Raw genomic sequence first — 17,177 nt, 5'->3', positions numbered from 1 at the left:
CCATGGCACGGATCAGCGCGATCGACCCGCGCCGCACGGCGCTCCTGACCATCGATCTGCAGAACGATTTCCTGCATCCGGAAGGCGCCTATGGCCGGGCCGGCCAGAGCTCGGAAGCGATCGCGGCCCTGCCGGCACGCATCCGCCCGCTGGCCGATCGCCTGCGCAAGGCGGGCGGACACTACATCTCGGCCCAGTTCACCCTGGTGCCGGGACGCGACGGCGAGCCGCTGATCTCGGCCCATCTGAAGGAACTGCGCCCCTTCCTCGGCAAGGGCGACTTTCTGCCGGGCGCCTTCGGGCACAATCTTGTCGCGACCCTCGCGCCCGCCGATTTCACCATCGAGAAGGTCGCCTACAGCGCGTTCTACCAGACCCGCCTTGAATTCGTGATGCGCGAGGCGGGAATCGACACGCTGATCATCGGCGGCATCGTCACCAATGGCGGCGTCGCCAGCACCGTGCGCGACGCGCATCTGCGTGATATCGCAACGATTCTCCTCAGCGATGGTTGCGCCGCCTTCCGCGAGGAGGTGCACGGGGCCACGCTGGTTTCGCTGGACAGCGTCACGCAGGTGATGAGCTGCGTCGATACGCTCGCCATGCTGGGGAATGAACCATGACCACGCCCACTTTGAAGACGCGCCTGGGACAGCCCGATATCCTGATCGCCCCGGGCGTCTATGACGGCCTCACCGCATCACTCGCGGAAGCGGCAGGGGCGCAGGCCCTGTATCTGTCGGGCGCCGCCGTCGCCTATACCCGGCTCGGACGCCCCGATATCGGGCTTACCTCCATGACCGAGATGGCCGATACCATGGCGCTGATCCGCGACCGGGTGGCGCTGCCCGTGATCATCGATGCCGATAACGGTTTCGGCAATGCGCTCAACGCCCAGCGCACCATGCGCGTCTATGAGCGCGCCGGCGCCTCCGCCCTGCAGGTGGAGGATCAAAGCTATCCCAAACGCTGCGGCCACCTCTCCGACAAGACATTGATCGCGACCTCGGAGATGGCCGGCAAGATCGCCGCCATGGCTGATGCGCGGGCAAGCGACGAGACGCTGATCATCGCACGTACCGATGCCATCGCCGTGGAGGGGTTCGAGGCGGCGATCGAACGCGCCGAGGCCTATCTGGCGGCAGGCGCCGATATGCTCTTCATCGAGGCCCCGCGCTCCGGCGAGGAACTGCAGCGCATCTGCGATATCTTCAAGGGCCGCGCGAAACTGATGGCCAACATGGTCGAGGGCGGGCACACCCCCATCACCGCCGCCCCCGATCTCGAAAAGCTCGGCTTCGATCTCGTGATCTTCCCCGGCGGCATCGTGCGCGCGTTGGCCCGCACGGCGGAGCAGTATTATGCCAGCCTGATGGCCAACGGCTCGAACCGGCCCTTCACGGAGCACATGTTCGATTTCGCAGAGCTCAACCAGCGCATCGGCACGCCGGGTCTGCTCGCCGACGGCAAACGCTATGATGGCGGGGCTCAGTAATAGCGCAGATCCTGGGTCTTGCCGGAGAAGATCCGGTAGATGAAGCTCGTATAGAGCCCGATCAGGGGCAGCACGATGCAGGCGCCGATGAACATGATCATCAGCGATTCATCGGCGGCAGCGGCCTCCCACACCGTCATCTGCTCGGGCACCACATAGGGGTAGAACGAATAGGCCAGCCCGTAGAAGGCGAGAAAGATCACGGCGATCGCCCCGGAAAACGGTGCCCAGCTGAGCTGGTCGGTATGGTTGGGCAGCACCTTCAGCACATGGTGCAGGGCGATGATCAGCGCTCCCGTGATCAGCGGGATCGGCGCGAGCATCAGAAGATAGGGCATGGCGAACCACTTCTCGAAGATGCGCTCGGAGACGAGCGGCGTCGTGATCGAGACGGCGGCAAGCCCGATGGCGCTCAGCCACAGCGAGACTCTGGCCCAGCCCACCGCACGCTCTTGCAGCGCGCCCTCGCTCTTGAGGATCAGCCAGCCAGCCCCGATGAAGGCATAGGCCGCAGCCAGCCCCACTGCGACGAGCCCCGCGAATGCGACATTGACCAGCGTGCGCTCGAAGCCGAGGATGTAGAGCCCCAGCATGTAACCCTGCGAGAGCGCGGTCAGCAGCGACCCGCCGAAGAAGGCGCGATCCCACCAGACTTTCTGCGCCGGATCGACCTTGGCGCGGAAATCGAAAGCGACACCGCGCAGGATCAGCCCGAGCAGCATCACCGCCACCGGCAGGTAGAGCGCCCCGAGAATAACGCCCTGCGCGAAGGGAAAGGCGACAAGCAACAGCCCGACAGCCAGCACCAGCCAGGTCTCGTTGGCATCCCAGAACGGGCCGATCGAGGCGATCATCCTGTCCTTGTGCTGGCTTGTCAGCCCGGACAGGATGCCGACACCGAGATCGTATCCGTCAAGGATAACATAGAGCAGGATCGAGGCACCCATCAGCCCGACAAAGGCCACGGGCAGCCAGGATTCACCTCCGAATAACGCGTCCATTGTTGCATCCTCTCACATTCGTATTCAGGCCGGCCGTCTGCTGCAGCGCGCTCTCCCCTCTCCGCATGGGAGAGGGGAGCCCCGGCATCAATTGCGACGCCAAAAGCGTCTGCCGGCCATTGCATCGGACGCTCACTCCGCCGGAACCGGTCCGGCGATGCGACCGCCGCCCTTTGCGACGCGGACCTCCGGGGTCACCGCCTGGCCGAGAGTGGCCGAGGCGCCGTCGCGGCGGGCGAGGTGGAACAGCGTCCAGACATAAGCCGCCGTCAGCGCCGCGTAGATGGCGAGATACATGGCGAGCGTCGAGGCCACCATGCCGACCGGCGTCGTGGTGACGGCTTCCGCCGTGGTGAGGACACCGCTGACCAGCCAGGGCTGGCGCCCGATCTCCGTCACATACCAGCCGGCCACCGTCGCCACCCAGCCGGAGAAGGTCATGGCCACGAAGCCGCGCAGCATCCAGGGCGGGAGCGTGCCGCGACGATAGAGCTGCCAGCCGCCATACCAGGAAGCGACCAGCATCAGCATGCCGATCCCGACCATGATCCGGAAGGCAAAGAAGACGGGGGCCACGGGCGGATGCGCGACCGAGCCGTCCTCGCGCACGAAGTCATTCAGCCCCGGCACCACGCCGGCGGGATCATGCTTGAGGATCAGGCTCGCGCCGTTGGGGATCGCGATCTCGAACCGGTTCTCGCGGGCCTGCTCATCGGGCAGCGTGAACAGCACGAGAGGCACATTGCCGCGCGTCTCCCAATTGCCCTCCATTGCTGCGATTTTCTGGGGCTGGTGCTCCAGCGTGTTGAGACCGTGCATGTCGCCGGCGAAGATCTGGGCCGGGATCAGCAGCGCGGCCATGACAACACCGGTGCGCAGCGCCTTGCCGACGCCCTCCGAGCGGTCCCCGCGCAGAAGGCGATAGGCCGAGACGCCCGCGACCAGGAAGGCGACGGTCAGGCCCGAGGCGAGCAGCATATGCGTCAGGCGATAGGGCATGGAGGGGTTGAAGATCACCTCCCACCAGTCGGTCACGAACGCCACGCCGTCGCGCATCTCGAAACCCTGGGGCGTGTGCATCCAGGAATTCAGCACGAGAATCCAGAAGGCCGACATGGTCGTGCCGAAGGCGACAAGCACGGTGGCGAGGGTGTGGATGCGGTTCGAGACCCGGTTGAACCCGAACAGCATTACCGCGAGGAAGGTCGCCTCAAGGAAAAACGCGGTCAGGATCTCGTAGGCGAGCAGCGGCCCGGCCACATTGCCGACGCTCTCCATGAATCCCGGCCAGTTGGTGCCGAACTGGAAGGACATGGTCACGCCCGAGACGACGCCGAGCGCGAAGGTCAGGGCGAAGACCTTCACCCAGAACTTGTAGGCATCCATCCAGGCCATCTCGCCGGTGCGGTTGTAGCGCAGCTTGAAGAAGAGCAGCACCCAGCCGAGCGCGATGGTGATCGTCGGAAAGAGAATGTGGAAGGTGATGTTCGCCCCGAACTGGATTCGGGACAGGATCAGAGTGTCCATCATCGTGAACGCTCCTCGTCATCGGAGGAGGGGGGATCATTGCGTTTGCCGGAAAAACCGAGACGGTCCCGGAATTCCAGCACGCGGGAAATCTTCGAGCCGAGCTTCATGAGTTGCACCAGCCGCTCGGTCTCGATGGCGCGCATGTCGGCATACCAGTCGGTGAGCATGTCGATGAGATCGTGCATCTCGCGCATGCGCTCCTGTGCATGCCGCTCGAATTCCGATTCCGGGCGCTCCATCAGGGTTTCGCGCAGGAGCGAGAGCGTCGGATCGATCTCGCGCTTCTTGCGCTCCTCGATCAGCGTGCGCACGATCACCCAGATATCCTCGGGCGTGCCGAAATACTCGCGCCGGTCGCCCGGCTTGTGGCGCAGGCGCACGAGGTTCCAGGCCTGGAGCTCTTTCAGCCCCATGCTGACGTTGGATCGCGACACGCCAAGTGCCTCGACGATCTCGTCCGCATTGAGCGGTTCGGGGGAGACGAAGAGCAGGGCGTAGATCTGGCCGACGGTGCGGTTCACACCCCAGCGCGAGCCCATTTCTCCGAAATGCAGAACGAATGTCTGTACCAGCGGGGGAAGGTTCATGGCCTTTTGCGTTTCACGCCTTTCCGGAATTTCAGTTATTTCTGAAATATCGGAAGGCGGCGAAAAAAGGCCATGCGACCCGCTGTCGCTTTCCCGACGCGTGCAGCGATGGCGTCGCGGGCGTGCCCGCGCGCTTCACGAAGCGCGATGTGGGGTCGGAATCCCGGTGCCGCTCAGGTGAGACCTTCCCGCGTCACCCAGTCGAGGGTCTTGTCGAGGGCGCGTTCGAGCCGGTCGAACAGGGCGTCGATCTCTTCCTCGGTGATGATCAGCGGCGGGCAGAGCGCGATGCGGTCGCCGGCGAGCGAGCGCACGATCAGGCCTTCCTCCTGGGCGAAGGTCACCGTCTTCGCCGCGACGCCTTTCTTCGGATCGTATTGCCGCTTCGTTGCCTTGTCGGCCACGATCTCCATCCCGGCGATCAGTCCCATGCCGCGCGATTCACCGATCAGGGGGTGCTGTTCCAGCGCGGTGACGCGGTTCTGGAAATGCGGCGCGCGGGCACGCACCTTCCCGACGATATCCTCACGCTGGTAGATCTCCAGCGTCTTGATTGCCACCGCGCAGGAAACCGGGTGGCCGGAATAGGTGAAGCCGTGGCCGAACACACCGATCTTGCGGCTCTCGTCCAGCATGGCCTGATACATGTCCTCGTTGAGCATCACCGCGCCCAGCGGGGCATAGGCTGAGGTGATCGCCTTGGCGGCGGAGATGCTGTCGGGGCGGATATCGAGGGCGGTAGAGCCGAACATCTCGCCCAGACGCCCGAAGCCGCAGATCACCTCGTCGGCGATCATAAGCACATCGTAGCGATCAAGCACCGCCTGGATCTTCGGGAAGTACCCCGCCGGCGGCACCACGGCTCCGCCCGCGCCCATCACCGGCTCGGCAATGAAGGCGGCGACCGTATCGGGGCCCTCGCGCAGGATCTGCTCCTCGAGCTCGGCGGCGAGACGGGTGGAGAATTCCTCCTCGCTCTCGCCCTCATGTGCGAAGCGGTAATGGTGCGGGCAGGAAGTATGCAGGATATTGGCGATGGGCAGATCGAAATCGGTATGGTTGGCCGGCAGCCCCGTCAGCGAGGCGGAGGCGACGGTAACGCCATGATAGCCCTTGAGCCGGGCGATGATCTTCTTCTTCTGCGGGCGCCCGCGCGCGTTGTTGTAATACCAGACCAGCTTGACCTGGCTGTCATTGGCCTCCGAGCCGGACGAGGTGAAGAACACCTTCGAGACCGGCACCGGCGCGATCTCCTTCAGCTTCTCCGCGAGCTCGATCGCAGGATCATGGCTGCGCCCGGAAAACAGATGCTGGAAGGGCAGCTTGAGCATCTGCTCGTAGGCCGCTTCGGCCAGTTCCCGGTTCGAATAGCCGAGCGAGGTGCACCAGAGCCCGGCCATGCCCTCGAGATAGGGCTTGCCCTCGGTATCGTAGACCCAGACACCCTCGCCGCGCTCCAGGATGAGCGGCCCGGTCTCGCGGAAGGCCGCGAGCTGTGTATAGGGATGGATCAGGGTTTCGACATCGCGGGTGGCGAGATTGGACAGCACGGGAACCTCCTTCGACGGAACACATGAAGGGTACCCGGCTCGCGCGCGCATTCAATGGCGATTATCACGAAGGCGCGTGCGATTCCGGGCACCGGTTCCGGATTCAGGCATCCCGCCATGTCCCGGCTGCGCGCCCGAGCACGGTGGCTGCGAGTAGCCCGTTGCCGGAGAGATATCCCGCATCACCGGTACCCGAGACCCCGCAGGCAGCGCCGCCTGCGGCGCGCAGATTGGGCAGGAAGCCGCCGTCGCGATGGCGGACGCGGCCCTCACCATCGGTCTCCAGCCCGCCCTGCGTGTGAAACAGGGCCCCCGTCACCCTTACGGCCCGATAGGGCGGCGCGAGTGGCGGCACGTGGCTCAAATCGCGCCCGAAAACATCGCTGCCACCCTCGCGGGCCCGTGTGACCTCGTCGAAGGTTTGCTCCAGAGCATCCCGTGGCACGCCGATGATCTGCGCGAGCTCCGCGATCGTCGCGGCCTCGCGGATGGCGCCCTGGCTCTGAGCATCGCGGAAATCGGCGAATTGTGCGGCGATGCCGGCGATGCGTTCGTCGAAGATGCTGAAAGCCTCGCCGCCGGGGCGGGCGAGCACGGCGCGCGCGGCTTCCGAATAGCCCTGCGCCTCATTCCAGAAACGCCTTCCCGTGCGATCGATCTGAAACCCGCCTGCGCCGATCACCGCCCAGGTGATCAGGATCCCGTGGGGATGCGCGACATTTCCGTGTCCCTGATAGGCGCCCGGATGGCGGATCCGTGCGCCAAGTGCCTCACCCCAGAGCATCGCCTCGCCCTGGTTGCCGCCATGACCGAAATACAGCGCATCGGCGATATCGGGCAGATATGCGCGCACCATGTCGGAATTACCGCCGAAACCGTTGCAGGCGAGCACGAGCTTGTCGCAGCCGACACGTTCGATCACACCGTCGGGGCGCCGCATCGTGACGCCCGCGACGCGTCCGGACACATCCGCATGCAGATGCGTGACACGCCGTTCGGTGATGATGTCGATTCCCGTATCCTCGCAGGCCGTGCGCAGCCGGTCGACGAGCTCCCGGCCCGAGCGGCTCGGCAGGCCGTGCATGCGCCGGTGTGAATGGCCAGGGTAATCGAAATCGGCGACGAGGCTGAAGGGCAGATCGTAGCGATCCGACAGCCATTCGATCAGCGACGCAGACCCGCGTGCCAGACTCTCGACCAGCGCGGGATCATTCTCGCCATGGGCCTTGCGCTGGATATCGGCGGCGAAGGTTTCCGGGTCGTCGTCGATGCCGATTGCGCGCTGAAAGCGTGTGCCGGCGGCGGGGATAAGCCCGGCCGAGAGCGCCGTCGAGCCGGATGGCGCGGCATCGCGTTCGACCACGAGGATATCTGCGCCCCGCTCACGGGCGGCCAGCGCCGCAACCATGCCGCAGGCGCCAGCGCCGACGATCACCATGCCGGTGTGGAAGTCGGCAGCGAAGCCTGCAGCGACCGTCTCGACGCCGATCTGCGGAGCGCCGGGGATAGCCATGGCCGGCCTCAGCTGTCCATCTTGAGCGCGGCGATGAAGGCTTCCTGCGGGATCTCCACCTTGCCGAACTGGCGCATGCGCTTCTTGCCCGCCTTCTGCTTCTCGAGCAGCTTGCGCTTGCGGGTGGCGTCGCCGCCATAACATTTGGCGGTCACGTCCTTGCGCAAGGCCCGGATGGTCTCGCGGGCGATGACCTTGCCGCCGATCGCCGCCTGGACGGGGATCTGGAACATGTGCGGCGGGATCAGCTCCTTGAGCTTCTCGCACATGGCCCGCCCGCGGCTCTCCGCCCGCGTGCGGTGGACCAGCATGGAGAGCGCATCCACCGGCTCGCCATTGACGAGGATCGACATCTTGACGAGATCCTCCTGCCGGTAATCCGTGATCTGGTAATCGAAGGAGGCATAGCCCTTGGAGATCGATTTCAGCCGGTCGTAGAAATCGAAGACGACCTCGTTCAGCGGCAGATCGTAGACGACCATGGCGCGCTTGCCGACATAATTGAGATCGATCTGCAGGCCGCGCCGCTCCTGGCAGAGCTTGAGCACGGCGCCGAGATATTCGTCGGGCGTCAGGATCGTGGCGCGGATCCAGGGCTCCTCGACATGCTCGATCTTCATCACGTCGGGCATGTCGGCGGGGTTGTGCAATTCCTGCTCGCTGCCGTCACGCATGATCAGCTTGTAGACGACCGACGGCGCGGTCGAGATCAGGTCGAGATCGAATTCGCGCGAGAGCCGCTCCTGCACGATCTCCAGATGCAGCAATCCGAGGAAGCCGCAGCGGAAGCCGAAGCCGAGCGCGGCGGAGCTCTCCATCTCGAAGGAGAAGCTGGCATCGTTGAGCCGCAGGCGGCCCATGGCGTTGCGCAGATCGTCGAACTCGCCGGCATCGACCGGGAACAGGCCGCAGAACACCACCGGCTGGACCGGCTTGAAGCCCGGCAGCATCTGCGCGCAGGGGCGCTTCTCTTCCGTGATGGTGTCGCCGACACGGGTATCGGCCACTTCCTTGATCGCGGCGGTGATGAAGCCGACTTCGCCGGGGGCGAGCTCCGCGACGTCGAATTTCTTGGGGCGGAACACGCCGACCTTGTCGATCGTGTAGCTGGCATCGGTGCCCATCATCTTGATGCCCATGCCCTTCCTGAGCACGCCGTCCATGACGCGCACCAGCACGACCACGCCCAGATACGGATCGTACCAGCTATCGACCAGCATCGCCTTGAGAGGCGCCTTGCGATCACCCTTCGGCGGGGGCAGGCGGGTGACGATGGCTTCGAGCACGGCTTCGATATTCAGCCCGGTCTTGGCCGAGATCTCGACGGCATCCGAGGCGTCGAGGCCGATCACCTCCTCGATCTGCTCGCGTATCCGCGCCGGTTCGGCGGCGGGAAGATCGACCTTGTTGAGGATCGGGATGATCTCGTGATCCTGGTCGAGCGCCTGGTAGACATTGGCCAGCGTCTGCGCCTCGACGCCCTGGCTGGCATCGACCACAAGGAGCGAGCCCTCGCAGGCCTGGAGCGAGCGCGAGACCTCGTAGGAGAAGTCCACATGGCCGGGCGTGTCCATCAGATTGAGGATATAGGTCTTGCCATCCTTGGCCGGATATTCCAGCCGCACGGTCTGCGCCTTGATGGTGATGCCGCGCTCACGCTCGATATCCATCGAATCGAGGATCTGCTCCTGCATCTCCCGGCTGGTCAGCGCGCCCGTCAGCTGGATCAGGCGATCGGCCAGCGTCGACTTGCCATGATCGATATGGGCGACGATCGAGAAATTGCGGATGTTGTCGAGGGTTTCGGCGGTCATGGTGTCCCGGAGCACGAACGGAATCCCGCATGGCTGCGGGATCCTCTCTGATCATGCATCGGGCATAGCAGGGGTCAGGCGACAAGCCAAGCGATAAGCCCGGTGGTGCTTTGTCACTCCTCCCGCCCGTAGGTGTCGGGATCAATCACCTCCGGCATGTAGTAGCTGTCGGGCGCGGGTGCGTGCATCGCGGATTGCGCGATATGCCTTACATGCTCCAGCAGATAGCGCGGTGGCGGGTTGTCGGGGTTGATGCCGGTTGTATTGTAGGGAATCGCTCCGTCGGCAGCGCCCTGTTCGACCGTACCCAGAATCATTGCCGCGAAAGTCTCGGACAGAGCCTCGTGCTCATCGTAACCACCGTATCGCGACACGGTTTCGCCGATGATCTCTTCAATCGCCTCTCCCGCATCCTCCAGAACCGTTATTTCACCTTCGTAACGGGCTGGAACGAAGTATGGTGAGTAGCCGGTCTCTTCCCAGCTTTCGAGAATTTCCCGACCGCTTGGTTGAACAACGTATCCCTGACTCTGTGCCCAGTCCAGGAACTGTTCCCAGCTTGCCCCCGGGAAATACATTTCATCGATCATATCCTGACGGCTCATTGCGCCCGGAGACGGGTTTTCGGTACCGGGTCCGTATGCAGTGGCGACCGGCTGGTAATTCTCCATGAACCGCCTGACGAGCATGGGGTCGGCCTTGGCGATCAGGGCATGCATTACCTCATGGGCGACGGTGCCCTGGAAGACCAGATGCGGATCCTGTGCGATGTTGTGTCCGGCGATTTCGGACGGTGCGGTCAACGAGATCACACCGGTCTGCCCCGATGAAACGCCCAGCGGCAGGTAGCCTCCACGCTCCGCGTCACGTGTGTTCGGGCTCTTGACGGCGAGTCCCAGCCCCGCCAGAGAACCGGGAAATTGCTCATTGATGCGATCAAGGATCGGGACGGCATGGTTCACGACCTCCAGAAATGTCTGTTCGGTGTGATAGGTGCGGTCCGAGCCGACATTCGCGAGATCATCGGTGACGTTCATGCCGTAACGATCCTGCAGCAGCCGTATGGCGTCAGGAACATTGGTGACCACCGGCGGCCCGTCGGCGGCATCGGGGCCTGCCGCCTTGCGCAGTGCGTCGAGACGCGCGAGCGCCTGAGCGATGTCGGGATCCTGCGCGTCGCCCTTTTGCAGCGCCTCGGTGATGGCATCGCGATAATTCGGCGGTACGTTCCGGATCGTGTCGGCGAGTTGCTCATTGACCAGATCGGCTGCGGCACGCGGATCGAGATTGCGCAACGCGTTGATCGTCGCACTCGAGACGCCGGGCCGTGAACCGGGCGCACCGCCGAGAATGCCGGGCGTGTATTGCGGGCGCAGGGCATGCAGCAAGAGCTCGGCCAGCAGTCCGTGTTCCTCGATCGCCTCCGCGATCGGATCGGTGCCTGTGACGAAGGGCGAATTGCCGAGGCTGCGCTCGATGGCCTCGCGCGCGGCCCGCTCGGCCTGTTCGAGGGGATTGCCCGGAGCGCTGCCTGACGCGGTGCCCGCGACCGGAATGGTTCCGGGCAAGGCAGGGGCGCCGGCGCCGTCACTGCGCATGATCTCAACGGCATTATCCGGGAAGGCGGAGCGAGTCTTCGGATCCTGCGTGCCGATGGGAGGCGGTTCCCAGTTGTCGTAACGCTCCCGGAAACCCTGCAAACCCTGCAGGTCGAATTGCGGGCTGCCCTGTGAGAACGGCAGTGACGTGCCGTTCTGCATGGAGTCGTCGGGCATGTCCGGCATGTCCGGCATCGGATCAAACCGCAGATTACCGGGTTGCAGATCGCCCGGTTGCGGCCCGCGGGTGCGGTTTTCCGGGTCCCATTCCGGGAACGGCCTGTCCGGTCCGACGAAGTTGCCGCTTTCGGCAATGCCGCGATCGTGGAGGATCTCGTCGCTCTTCTTATTCATGGCGCTGAAGATGTTGTCCTGGAACTGGGCCAGGAATCCGATGATGTCGCGGCGCCTAATGGCCTCGTCGACGACCTCGGCGCCCGCACGGGCGATGTCGCGCAGCTCCCGGGGGGCATGCTGCTCTTGCATGCTGGCCAGTTCATCGCGGTAGCGTATGCTCATTGCCGCGATCGCCCCGTCAATATGGAAACGGAGCGACGGTGGCTGGACGGTGCGGCGCACGACATTGTCGAAATGGTCGCCGGCATCGCCGAAGCAAACCGTGTAGATCTGATCCGTGAACCAGTCGACCCGCGACTGCGCGGGCAGTATCCCGGGGATGATCGTCGCGCCGCCGGCTGCGCCCTTGGTCATCGTCGCATCAGGCGCGCCCAGCGCACCGGCGAAGGCAGTCCCGGCTCCATGGGAGCGTGTTTCGGATGATTGAATTGCCTGCATGTTCCGGACGCCCGGGAAATCCATTGATTTGTCCACTTCGAAAAAATGATCTGCTCATCTCGCCGGATCACGCTGCCCGGCTGCGACCGGCGCGGGTTGCTGCCGCGTCGGCCGGCATGCCGGTCAGCGTCATTCGTTACTGACCTTGCTCGGCTCGCTGCGGACGCTGTCGCCAGAACAGGAGCATGGGATCATCGCTGTCCCGGAAATCGGCGGGGAGCTGCTGGTTGTTCTCCGGTGAAGCGGATCTCTCCTGCGCGCCATATCTGAGATAGGCGGGAAGAGCGCCAGGCAGGGCGTAGAGCATCATGAAGCCTTCACTGCGATCATACGCCTCTTGCAAAAGGGCAAGGCCGGCGCCGGGGGAGAAGCTGATGACGTCGTCCACGATCAGGGTGCTCGGGCGCCCGGACTCATCGGGGTGAGCGATACGGCTGTAGAGCAGGACACCCGTCGGTCGGCCATCGTCATCCATGCGCACCAGCGCCCCGTCGGAGCCGTTGCCTCGCAAGCTGGTCATGATCTGTGCGGCGATCTCTGCCCTGTCCGTCTCATATTCGGTGACGTCGGGGTCGGTGGGGTCGCCCATCGCGATCTCTTGCTCCAGCATCTGCATCAGCGCTGCATCCAACGCAGGATCCTGTCCATACTGACGGACGGTTCCGGTTCCGCCTGTTGCCTGAGCCGGAGCCGGTGCGCCCTGTGTGGAGGACGCGCCGCCGGCGTCATCATCTCGACGCTCGGGGCGATCCGTCCAGCGCAGATGCGGATAGAAATTTGTCGCGAACGGTGCATCGGGATCCGGCGGCACGATCTCGGCACCGAGGCTCAGATAGTATTCTTCCGCGCCCGGCAGCGAGATCAGCTCGAGGATACCCTCGCTGCGCGCGAATCCCTCCTGCAGCAGCTTGAGGCCGATACCCTGTCCCGGGGCGAAGCTGACGATGTCTTCAATGAACAGGACGCGCGGGCCTGTCGGATCGTCGGGATTGGGGTAGGTGGTATAGACCATCATGCCCAGCGGTTGGCCTTGTGCATCCGTTATCACCAGAGCCTGGTCGATGGTGTCGAGATTCTTGCGAATCTGGTCGGCGATCATCACCGCAGCCTCGGTGCGCGGATCGAGCGGAACGCCGGATTCACCGAGTGCGATCAGGCGGTCGAGTTCTTCAATGGTCCGGGCGTCGAGAGCGGGATCCGCTCCGAATACGCGGATATTGACAGGGGCGCCCGCTTCCGATGTCTGCCCATAGAGATCGGGCATGTTCAGTTGCGAATCGTATCCCTGCATGAGCATCGAGAGTTCGATCACCAATTCCACGACGGGCATGTCCGGATTGGCTTCACGGAACGCGTCGAAGACCTCGCGCGTGAAAGTGCCGGCCCGGATTTCACGCGTGACGATGGCCTCTTCGTCCGGCGTGAGCGCCGGGAGGGCATCAGCGGGCGCATCATCGGCTGCGCCCGCTTCGCTCAGGAGCTGTCTTGCCCGCTGAATCGCGGGATCCTCCGGATCACCCTTCTCGAGGGCCTGTGCGAGGGCGTCGCGGTAGAGGTCCGGAACCGTGCCCAGGCGATCTGCGAGGTTATTGACAATGGCGGCGGCGATTTCTGCGGGGAGGACGCGCAGATAATTCGCGACGGCTGCGGATGCGCCGGCCGCCGCAGCAGTGCCGCCCGAGCCGTCCTGCGGGCTGTTCTGCGCCTGCACGACATCATAGGCGAAGAGGCCGATATAGCCGTAGCGCTCGTACATGGCATCGCGCGGATCGACCCCGTTGCCGAAGAACCCGCCCGGATCGAGAGTGATGCGCCGTGCCGCTTCCAGAGCTTCCATCAGGCGCTCGACCGCATCGTCGTTCTGTGCGGATCCGCCATGCAGTGGTGTTGAGCCGGGGAGCTCGGGAGCGCCAGAGACGTTAAAGTCGCCACCGCCGGCAAAGACGCGTGTTTTCGGGTCGAAGAAGGAAGCTGCGTCTTCGGAGAAGGTCCGGGTGTCCCGTGAGAAGTTGTCCCACCTTTCCGGGAATTGCCGTTCCCAATCCGCAGTATCAAATCGGGGCCTAGGGTCCATTGGCGGGAAATCGATTGGAGGCATCTCGTCGAGTGGCCAGCCATCGCCCCGGACACCGAGCCCTTGCCATGTGAGATCGGGTCGGTCGTCGGGGTTCCACTCCAGCCGGTCGGAAGGGTCCGAGGCGGGCTGCTGCGCCGTAATCTCGCCAGTCTGCCCGTTGATGGTGGCGAGGAGTTCCGGGAACGGATCATCGGGGTCGCGTATGGCGTAGACGCCCATATCTCCGTTCGGCAACTCGCGCAGGGCGACGGCACTGTCGATATCCAGCCCGCGCGCCTCGAGATCGCGTATGATCCGGACGAGCTCACGGGTATCCGCCGTGGGATTGGACACAAGCTGTTCCAGGAGTTGCGAGCCGATGCCGGTCGCGTAGCCGGCAAGCGCACCCGTGAGCCGAGCCCCCGCCTCGAGCAGATTCAGGAGACCATGAAACAGATTGGGATTCGTTGCGCGTTCCCCGGGCCCGACAAATGCCAGATGTTGATCTGAAACGGGTCCCGACAACTCCTTCCCGGTCGACCCTGGAAGACCGAAGGGCGCCTCGTCAGGGCCGTTCATCTGACGATGGGGCGAATGGGGGGAAAAAATAGACTGGTCGATACTCACCATGGTCGCAACTCCGGGCAATGCTTGAATCAACGGGATGCATGAACTCAAAAATAGCAATTGGTTAACTATAAAAATATAATTAGAGAATATCAACTATGATTTTTAATTATATAATTAAGATATAAATATCCATTTTCGTGGCAATTGATCGTCACGGCGCCGGATAGGACGCGTCCGTTCGAAATTTTCTGAGGTTCGAAATTTTCTGATGCATGCTCAAAAAGCATATTGAATCTCTTGATTTTATATTAATTATAATTCATACTACTATTTATTCATTGAATTGGTTAGACTCATGACATTATCCGTTTCGTTTTCCCCGCTTGCCGGCGGCAAGGTCTCCGACGCTTCCGGTGCTTCTCATGCTGCGTTTGCCTCATCCATGACCAAGGCAGCAGGGCCAACATCGCTGACCAGCCCGACGGCTGGCCAGCCGCTCGTCGCTCAGGCTGCGGCGCCTGCGGGCGAACTCGTCGGGCAGGGCGTTCTGGAAGCACTGCGGCGGCTGGGCATGGAGGGCATGGCCGTTCCGCTCGGTGCCGGTGCGGCGCGCCTCGCGGGCGGCGTTGCGACGCTTCTCACCGAACTCGCCATGGCGCAATCGACCGCCAATCCGGATGACATGGCCGCGCTGATGCGCGCCCTGGCCGAGGAGGGCGTGACCTTCGACGGTCACATTGCCTGGGAGACCCTCCCCGACGGACGGCGCATGATGGTCTTGGCGGATGATCCCAACGTCATTATCGCCATCTTGCGCGAAGACGGCAGCCTCTTCATCAATCCGGACTTTCTCCCGGATGGCGCGCAAGCCGGGGCGCGCCCGGCCGTGACCCCGCAAACCCTGGGGAATTATCGTTTTGGCGACACCCTCCCCGCCACGACGCCCGGTGTCATCCTGACCATTCCGGATCTGCCCGGATATGATCGCGAGACCCGCGCTGGCGGCGGTCAACCGACCGAGACATCCGCGATCAGCGCCGCATTTCGCGATGTCGCCGATTTCAACGCCGGGGCCGGGCCGGAGGACAGGATCCGGGTCATGACACTGGCGACCGATCCCGACGGCGCGCCACAGCTGTTGACCATCGAAGGGACCCTCGCGCAGGTCAGGGAGGAATACGCAAACCTGCATGAAGCCGGATTCTTCGACGCAGACACGGCGGCGAGTCAGTCGATGGGGCTGCTGACCGCCCTCCAGCTCTCCGGCGTGTCGCAGGAACTGCGCGCCATCCTGCGGCACGCCGGAGAGCTGGAGGGCGTGCCGCAGGAACTGCGCGCCATCCTGCGTGATGGCAGCGTCATGCCGCCTCCGATGGAAGAAACCCGCGAAGGCCTGCTCGGGCCGGATACGCCGAGCAGCCCTGACGGGCGGCGGACGGCGGATGCAGAGGGTTTCCCGCAAACGGCACAAGGCGTCCCACCATACAACAATACCGCTAACCGCGAGCCCCATACGCCGTCATTCGAGCCAGAGCGACAAATCCCGCCGGATCCGGGCGTTTTTGCCCCGGGCACGACGTTCCCGCCCGTCGAGACCCAACCCGCTAGACCCGCCGGCGCGGTTTCCGATGCCTCACGGGCGGACGGGACCCGTACCGTCGAGTCGGTCGGCGAACTCCAGGAGGCACTGCGGGAATACGGTATCATTCTGACCGACATACTCAGCAATCCGGATCTGCCCGATGAATGGCGCGAGATCGTCTTCCCGCGCAGTGAAGAGCAGGTCATCGAGATGGGCAATGCCTTACTCCCGCTGCTTTCCAGGATCGAAGAGCAGTTTCCGGGCGCGCTCAGAAATCTCAAGATCGACGTGAGCGGCTCCAATCCGGCGGATCTGTCGGAGCGGGGCAACAATCTGGGACTGACGGCATCGGATATCGGGCTGATGTTCCTCGAAACACCGACGCGGATACAGCAGATTCTTAGCGGTACGAGCGAAGCGCATCCCGATATGGCCGAGCATGCGTATGCGCATGAAATCGGGCACGCCCTGACCTCTGTTGCCCCTGCGGCCATGCAGGATCTCAAGGCAGGCCTCGAAACCGTCATCGAGGTCGGTACGCAATTCAGTACCCATGCCTCCGAGGATGCGGTAACGCTCGATGTGGCTCTTGCTTTCCTTTACCCGGACTTGTCAATGGCCGAGGCATATGAGCGACTGGGGCGCGATTATATCGTGCGCCCGCATCCCGGGGAGATCACTGACGCGTCGGGGATTCCGGAGACATGGCGAGAGCATCCCGGCACGCTTCGGATCATGCAGCGCCCGAGTGAAGCGCCGCGCGATAGCGCAGACGAATACGCGACATTCTATGCGCGCACGAATGATAACGAATTCGCGGCCGAGACTCTGGCATTCTTCCTCCGCGGGGAACCCGTTGAACCACGCTCCGAGGTGGGAGCGCCCTTCATCTCGACCACGCTCGGGGCCCCGCTGCCCGATTTTCTGCGCGAGCGGGCGGGGGATGTCATGGGGGAAGCTCGAGGGAATACCGGTCCCACATCATCCTGGGCCCCGGAATGGCAGCCCGACGAGGCGCAGTGAAGCCTGTCCCGGCTGGTTGAGCACGACGAAAAGCGCCCCGGACCGATCCCGGGGCGCTTTTTC

At 63.8% G+C, this 17,177-nt stretch carries 11 protein-coding genes; 3 read left to right on the top strand and 8 right to left on the bottom strand.

The features are described 5' to 3' along the window. The first annotated feature begins 2 nt into the window (after window positions 1–2). Together GA0071312_RS01415 and GA0071312_RS01410 are read left to right on the top strand one after the other, a co-directional pair. The gene (locus tag GA0071312_RS01415; RefSeq protein WP_238947050.1) at window positions 3–623 is read left to right on the top strand and encodes a cysteine hydrolase family protein; all 621 of its coding nucleotides are present in this window, start codon (window positions 3–5) and stop codon (window positions 621–623) included. Then, a complete protein-coding gene (locus tag GA0071312_RS01410; protein ID WP_074443319.1) occupies window positions 620–1,495 on the top strand; it encodes an isocitrate lyase/PEP mutase family protein in 876 nt (291 codons plus the stop codon). The genes GA0071312_RS01415 and GA0071312_RS01410 overlap by 4 nt, the downstream gene beginning before the upstream one ends. On the opposite strand, the gene GA0071312_RS01405 is transcribed toward GA0071312_RS01410, so the two are convergent. The 8 genes from GA0071312_RS01405 to GA0071312_RS01370 form a co-directional block, all read right to left on the bottom strand. After that, window positions 1,489–2,496, bottom strand: coding sequence for a cytochrome d ubiquinol oxidase subunit II (locus GA0071312_RS01405; RefSeq protein ID WP_074443318.1), 1,008 nt, complete (start codon window positions 2,494–2,496; stop codon window positions 1,489–1,491). The genes GA0071312_RS01410 and GA0071312_RS01405 overlap by 7 nt on opposite strands. 132 nt (window positions 2,497–2,628) lie before the next feature. Then, entirely contained in the window at window positions 2,629–4,023 is a 1,395-nt protein-coding gene (locus tag GA0071312_RS01400; RefSeq protein WP_074443317.1) for a cytochrome ubiquinol oxidase subunit I, read from the bottom strand. Continuing rightward, the gene (locus tag GA0071312_RS01395) at window positions 4,023–4,613 is read right to left on the bottom strand and encodes a GbsR/MarR family transcriptional regulator (RefSeq protein WP_074443316.1); all 591 of its coding nucleotides are present in this window, start codon (window positions 4,611–4,613) and stop codon (window positions 4,023–4,025) included. The genes GA0071312_RS01400 and GA0071312_RS01395 overlap by 1 nt, the downstream gene beginning before the upstream one ends. A 173-nt stretch (window positions 4,614–4,786) precedes the next feature. Then, entirely contained in the window at window positions 4,787–6,163 is a 1,377-nt protein-coding gene (locus GA0071312_RS01390; RefSeq protein ID WP_074443315.1) for an aspartate aminotransferase family protein, read from the bottom strand. Window positions 6,164–6,266: 103 nt separating this feature from the next. Continuing rightward, window positions 6,267–7,676, bottom strand: coding sequence for an FAD-dependent oxidoreductase (locus GA0071312_RS01385; protein WP_420819943.1), 1,410 nt, complete (start codon window positions 7,674–7,676; stop codon window positions 6,267–6,269). An 8-nt stretch (window positions 7,677–7,684) separates the two neighbouring features. Beyond that, window positions 7,685–9,490: a translation elongation factor 4 gene (lepA, locus tag GA0071312_RS01380; protein WP_074443314.1), complete on the bottom strand. Its 1,806-nt coding sequence runs from the start codon at window positions 9,488–9,490 to the stop codon at window positions 7,685–7,687. 113 nt (window positions 9,491–9,603) lie between these two features. Beyond that, on the bottom strand, window positions 9,604–11,883 hold the full coding sequence (locus tag GA0071312_RS01375) for a hypothetical protein (RefSeq protein WP_131817673.1): 2,280 nt from the start codon (window positions 11,881–11,883) through the stop codon (window positions 9,604–9,606). A 136-nt stretch (window positions 11,884–12,019) separates the two neighbouring features. After that, complete coding sequence (locus GA0071312_RS01370) at window positions 12,020–14,518, bottom strand: hypothetical protein (RefSeq protein WP_074443312.1); 2,499 nt, start codon at window positions 14,516–14,518, stop codon at window positions 12,020–12,022. 433 nt (window positions 14,519–14,951) lie between these two features. On the opposite strand from GA0071312_RS01370, the gene GA0071312_RS01365 reads away from it, so the two are divergent. Continuing rightward, on the top strand, window positions 14,952–17,114 hold the full coding sequence (locus GA0071312_RS01365) for a hypothetical protein (RefSeq protein WP_074443311.1): 2,163 nt from the start codon (window positions 14,952–14,954) through the stop codon (window positions 17,112–17,114). Window positions 17,115–17,177 lie beyond the last annotated feature (63 nt).

It is taken from the genome of Saliniramus fredricksonii (assembly GCF_900094735.1).
GTDB lineage: Bacteria > Pseudomonadota > Alphaproteobacteria > Rhizobiales > Beijerinckiaceae > Saliniramus > Saliniramus fredricksonii.
The sequence above is the reverse complement of the archived record's forward strand: the minus strand, read 5'-3'. Positions and strand labels throughout refer to the sequence as shown.

What these genes read in the sequence shown, in the direction of transcription:
- GA0071312_RS01370 (WP_074443312.1), bottom strand. Translation starts at nt 14,518, where the DNA reads ATGAACGGCCCTGACGAGGCGCCCTTCGGTCTTCCAGGGTCGACCGGG.
- GA0071312_RS01395 (WP_074443316.1), bottom strand. Translation starts at nt 4,613, where the DNA reads ATGAACCTTCCCCCGCTGGTACAGACATTCGTTCTGCATTTCGGAGAA.
- GA0071312_RS01400 (WP_074443317.1), bottom strand. Translation starts at nt 4,023, where the DNA reads ATGGACACTCTGATCCTGTCCCGAATCCAGTTCGGGGCGAACATCACC.
- lepA (WP_074443314.1), bottom strand. Translation starts at nt 9,490, where the DNA reads ATGACCGCCGAAACCCTCGACAACATCCGCAATTTCTCGATCGTCGCC.
- GA0071312_RS01410 (WP_074443319.1), top strand. Translation starts at nt 620, where the DNA reads ATGACCACGCCCACTTTGAAGACGCGCCTGGGACAGCCCGATATCCTG.
- GA0071312_RS01405 (WP_074443318.1), bottom strand. Translation starts at nt 2,496, where the DNA reads ATGGACGCGTTATTCGGAGGTGAATCCTGGCTGCCCGTGGCCTTTGTC.
- GA0071312_RS01415 (WP_238947050.1), top strand. Translation starts at nt 3, where the DNA reads ATGGCACGGATCAGCGCGATCGACCCGCGCCGCACGGCGCTCCTGACC.
- GA0071312_RS01365 (WP_074443311.1), top strand. Translation starts at nt 14,952, where the DNA reads ATGACCAAGGCAGCAGGGCCAACATCGCTGACCAGCCCGACGGCTGGC.
- GA0071312_RS01375 (WP_131817673.1), bottom strand. Translation starts at nt 11,883, where the DNA reads ATGCAGGCAATTCAATCATCCGAAACACGCTCCCATGGAGCCGGGACT.
- GA0071312_RS01385 (WP_420819943.1), bottom strand. Translation starts at nt 7,676, where the DNA reads ATGGCTATCCCCGGCGCTCCGCAGATCGGCGTCGAGACGGTCGCTGCA.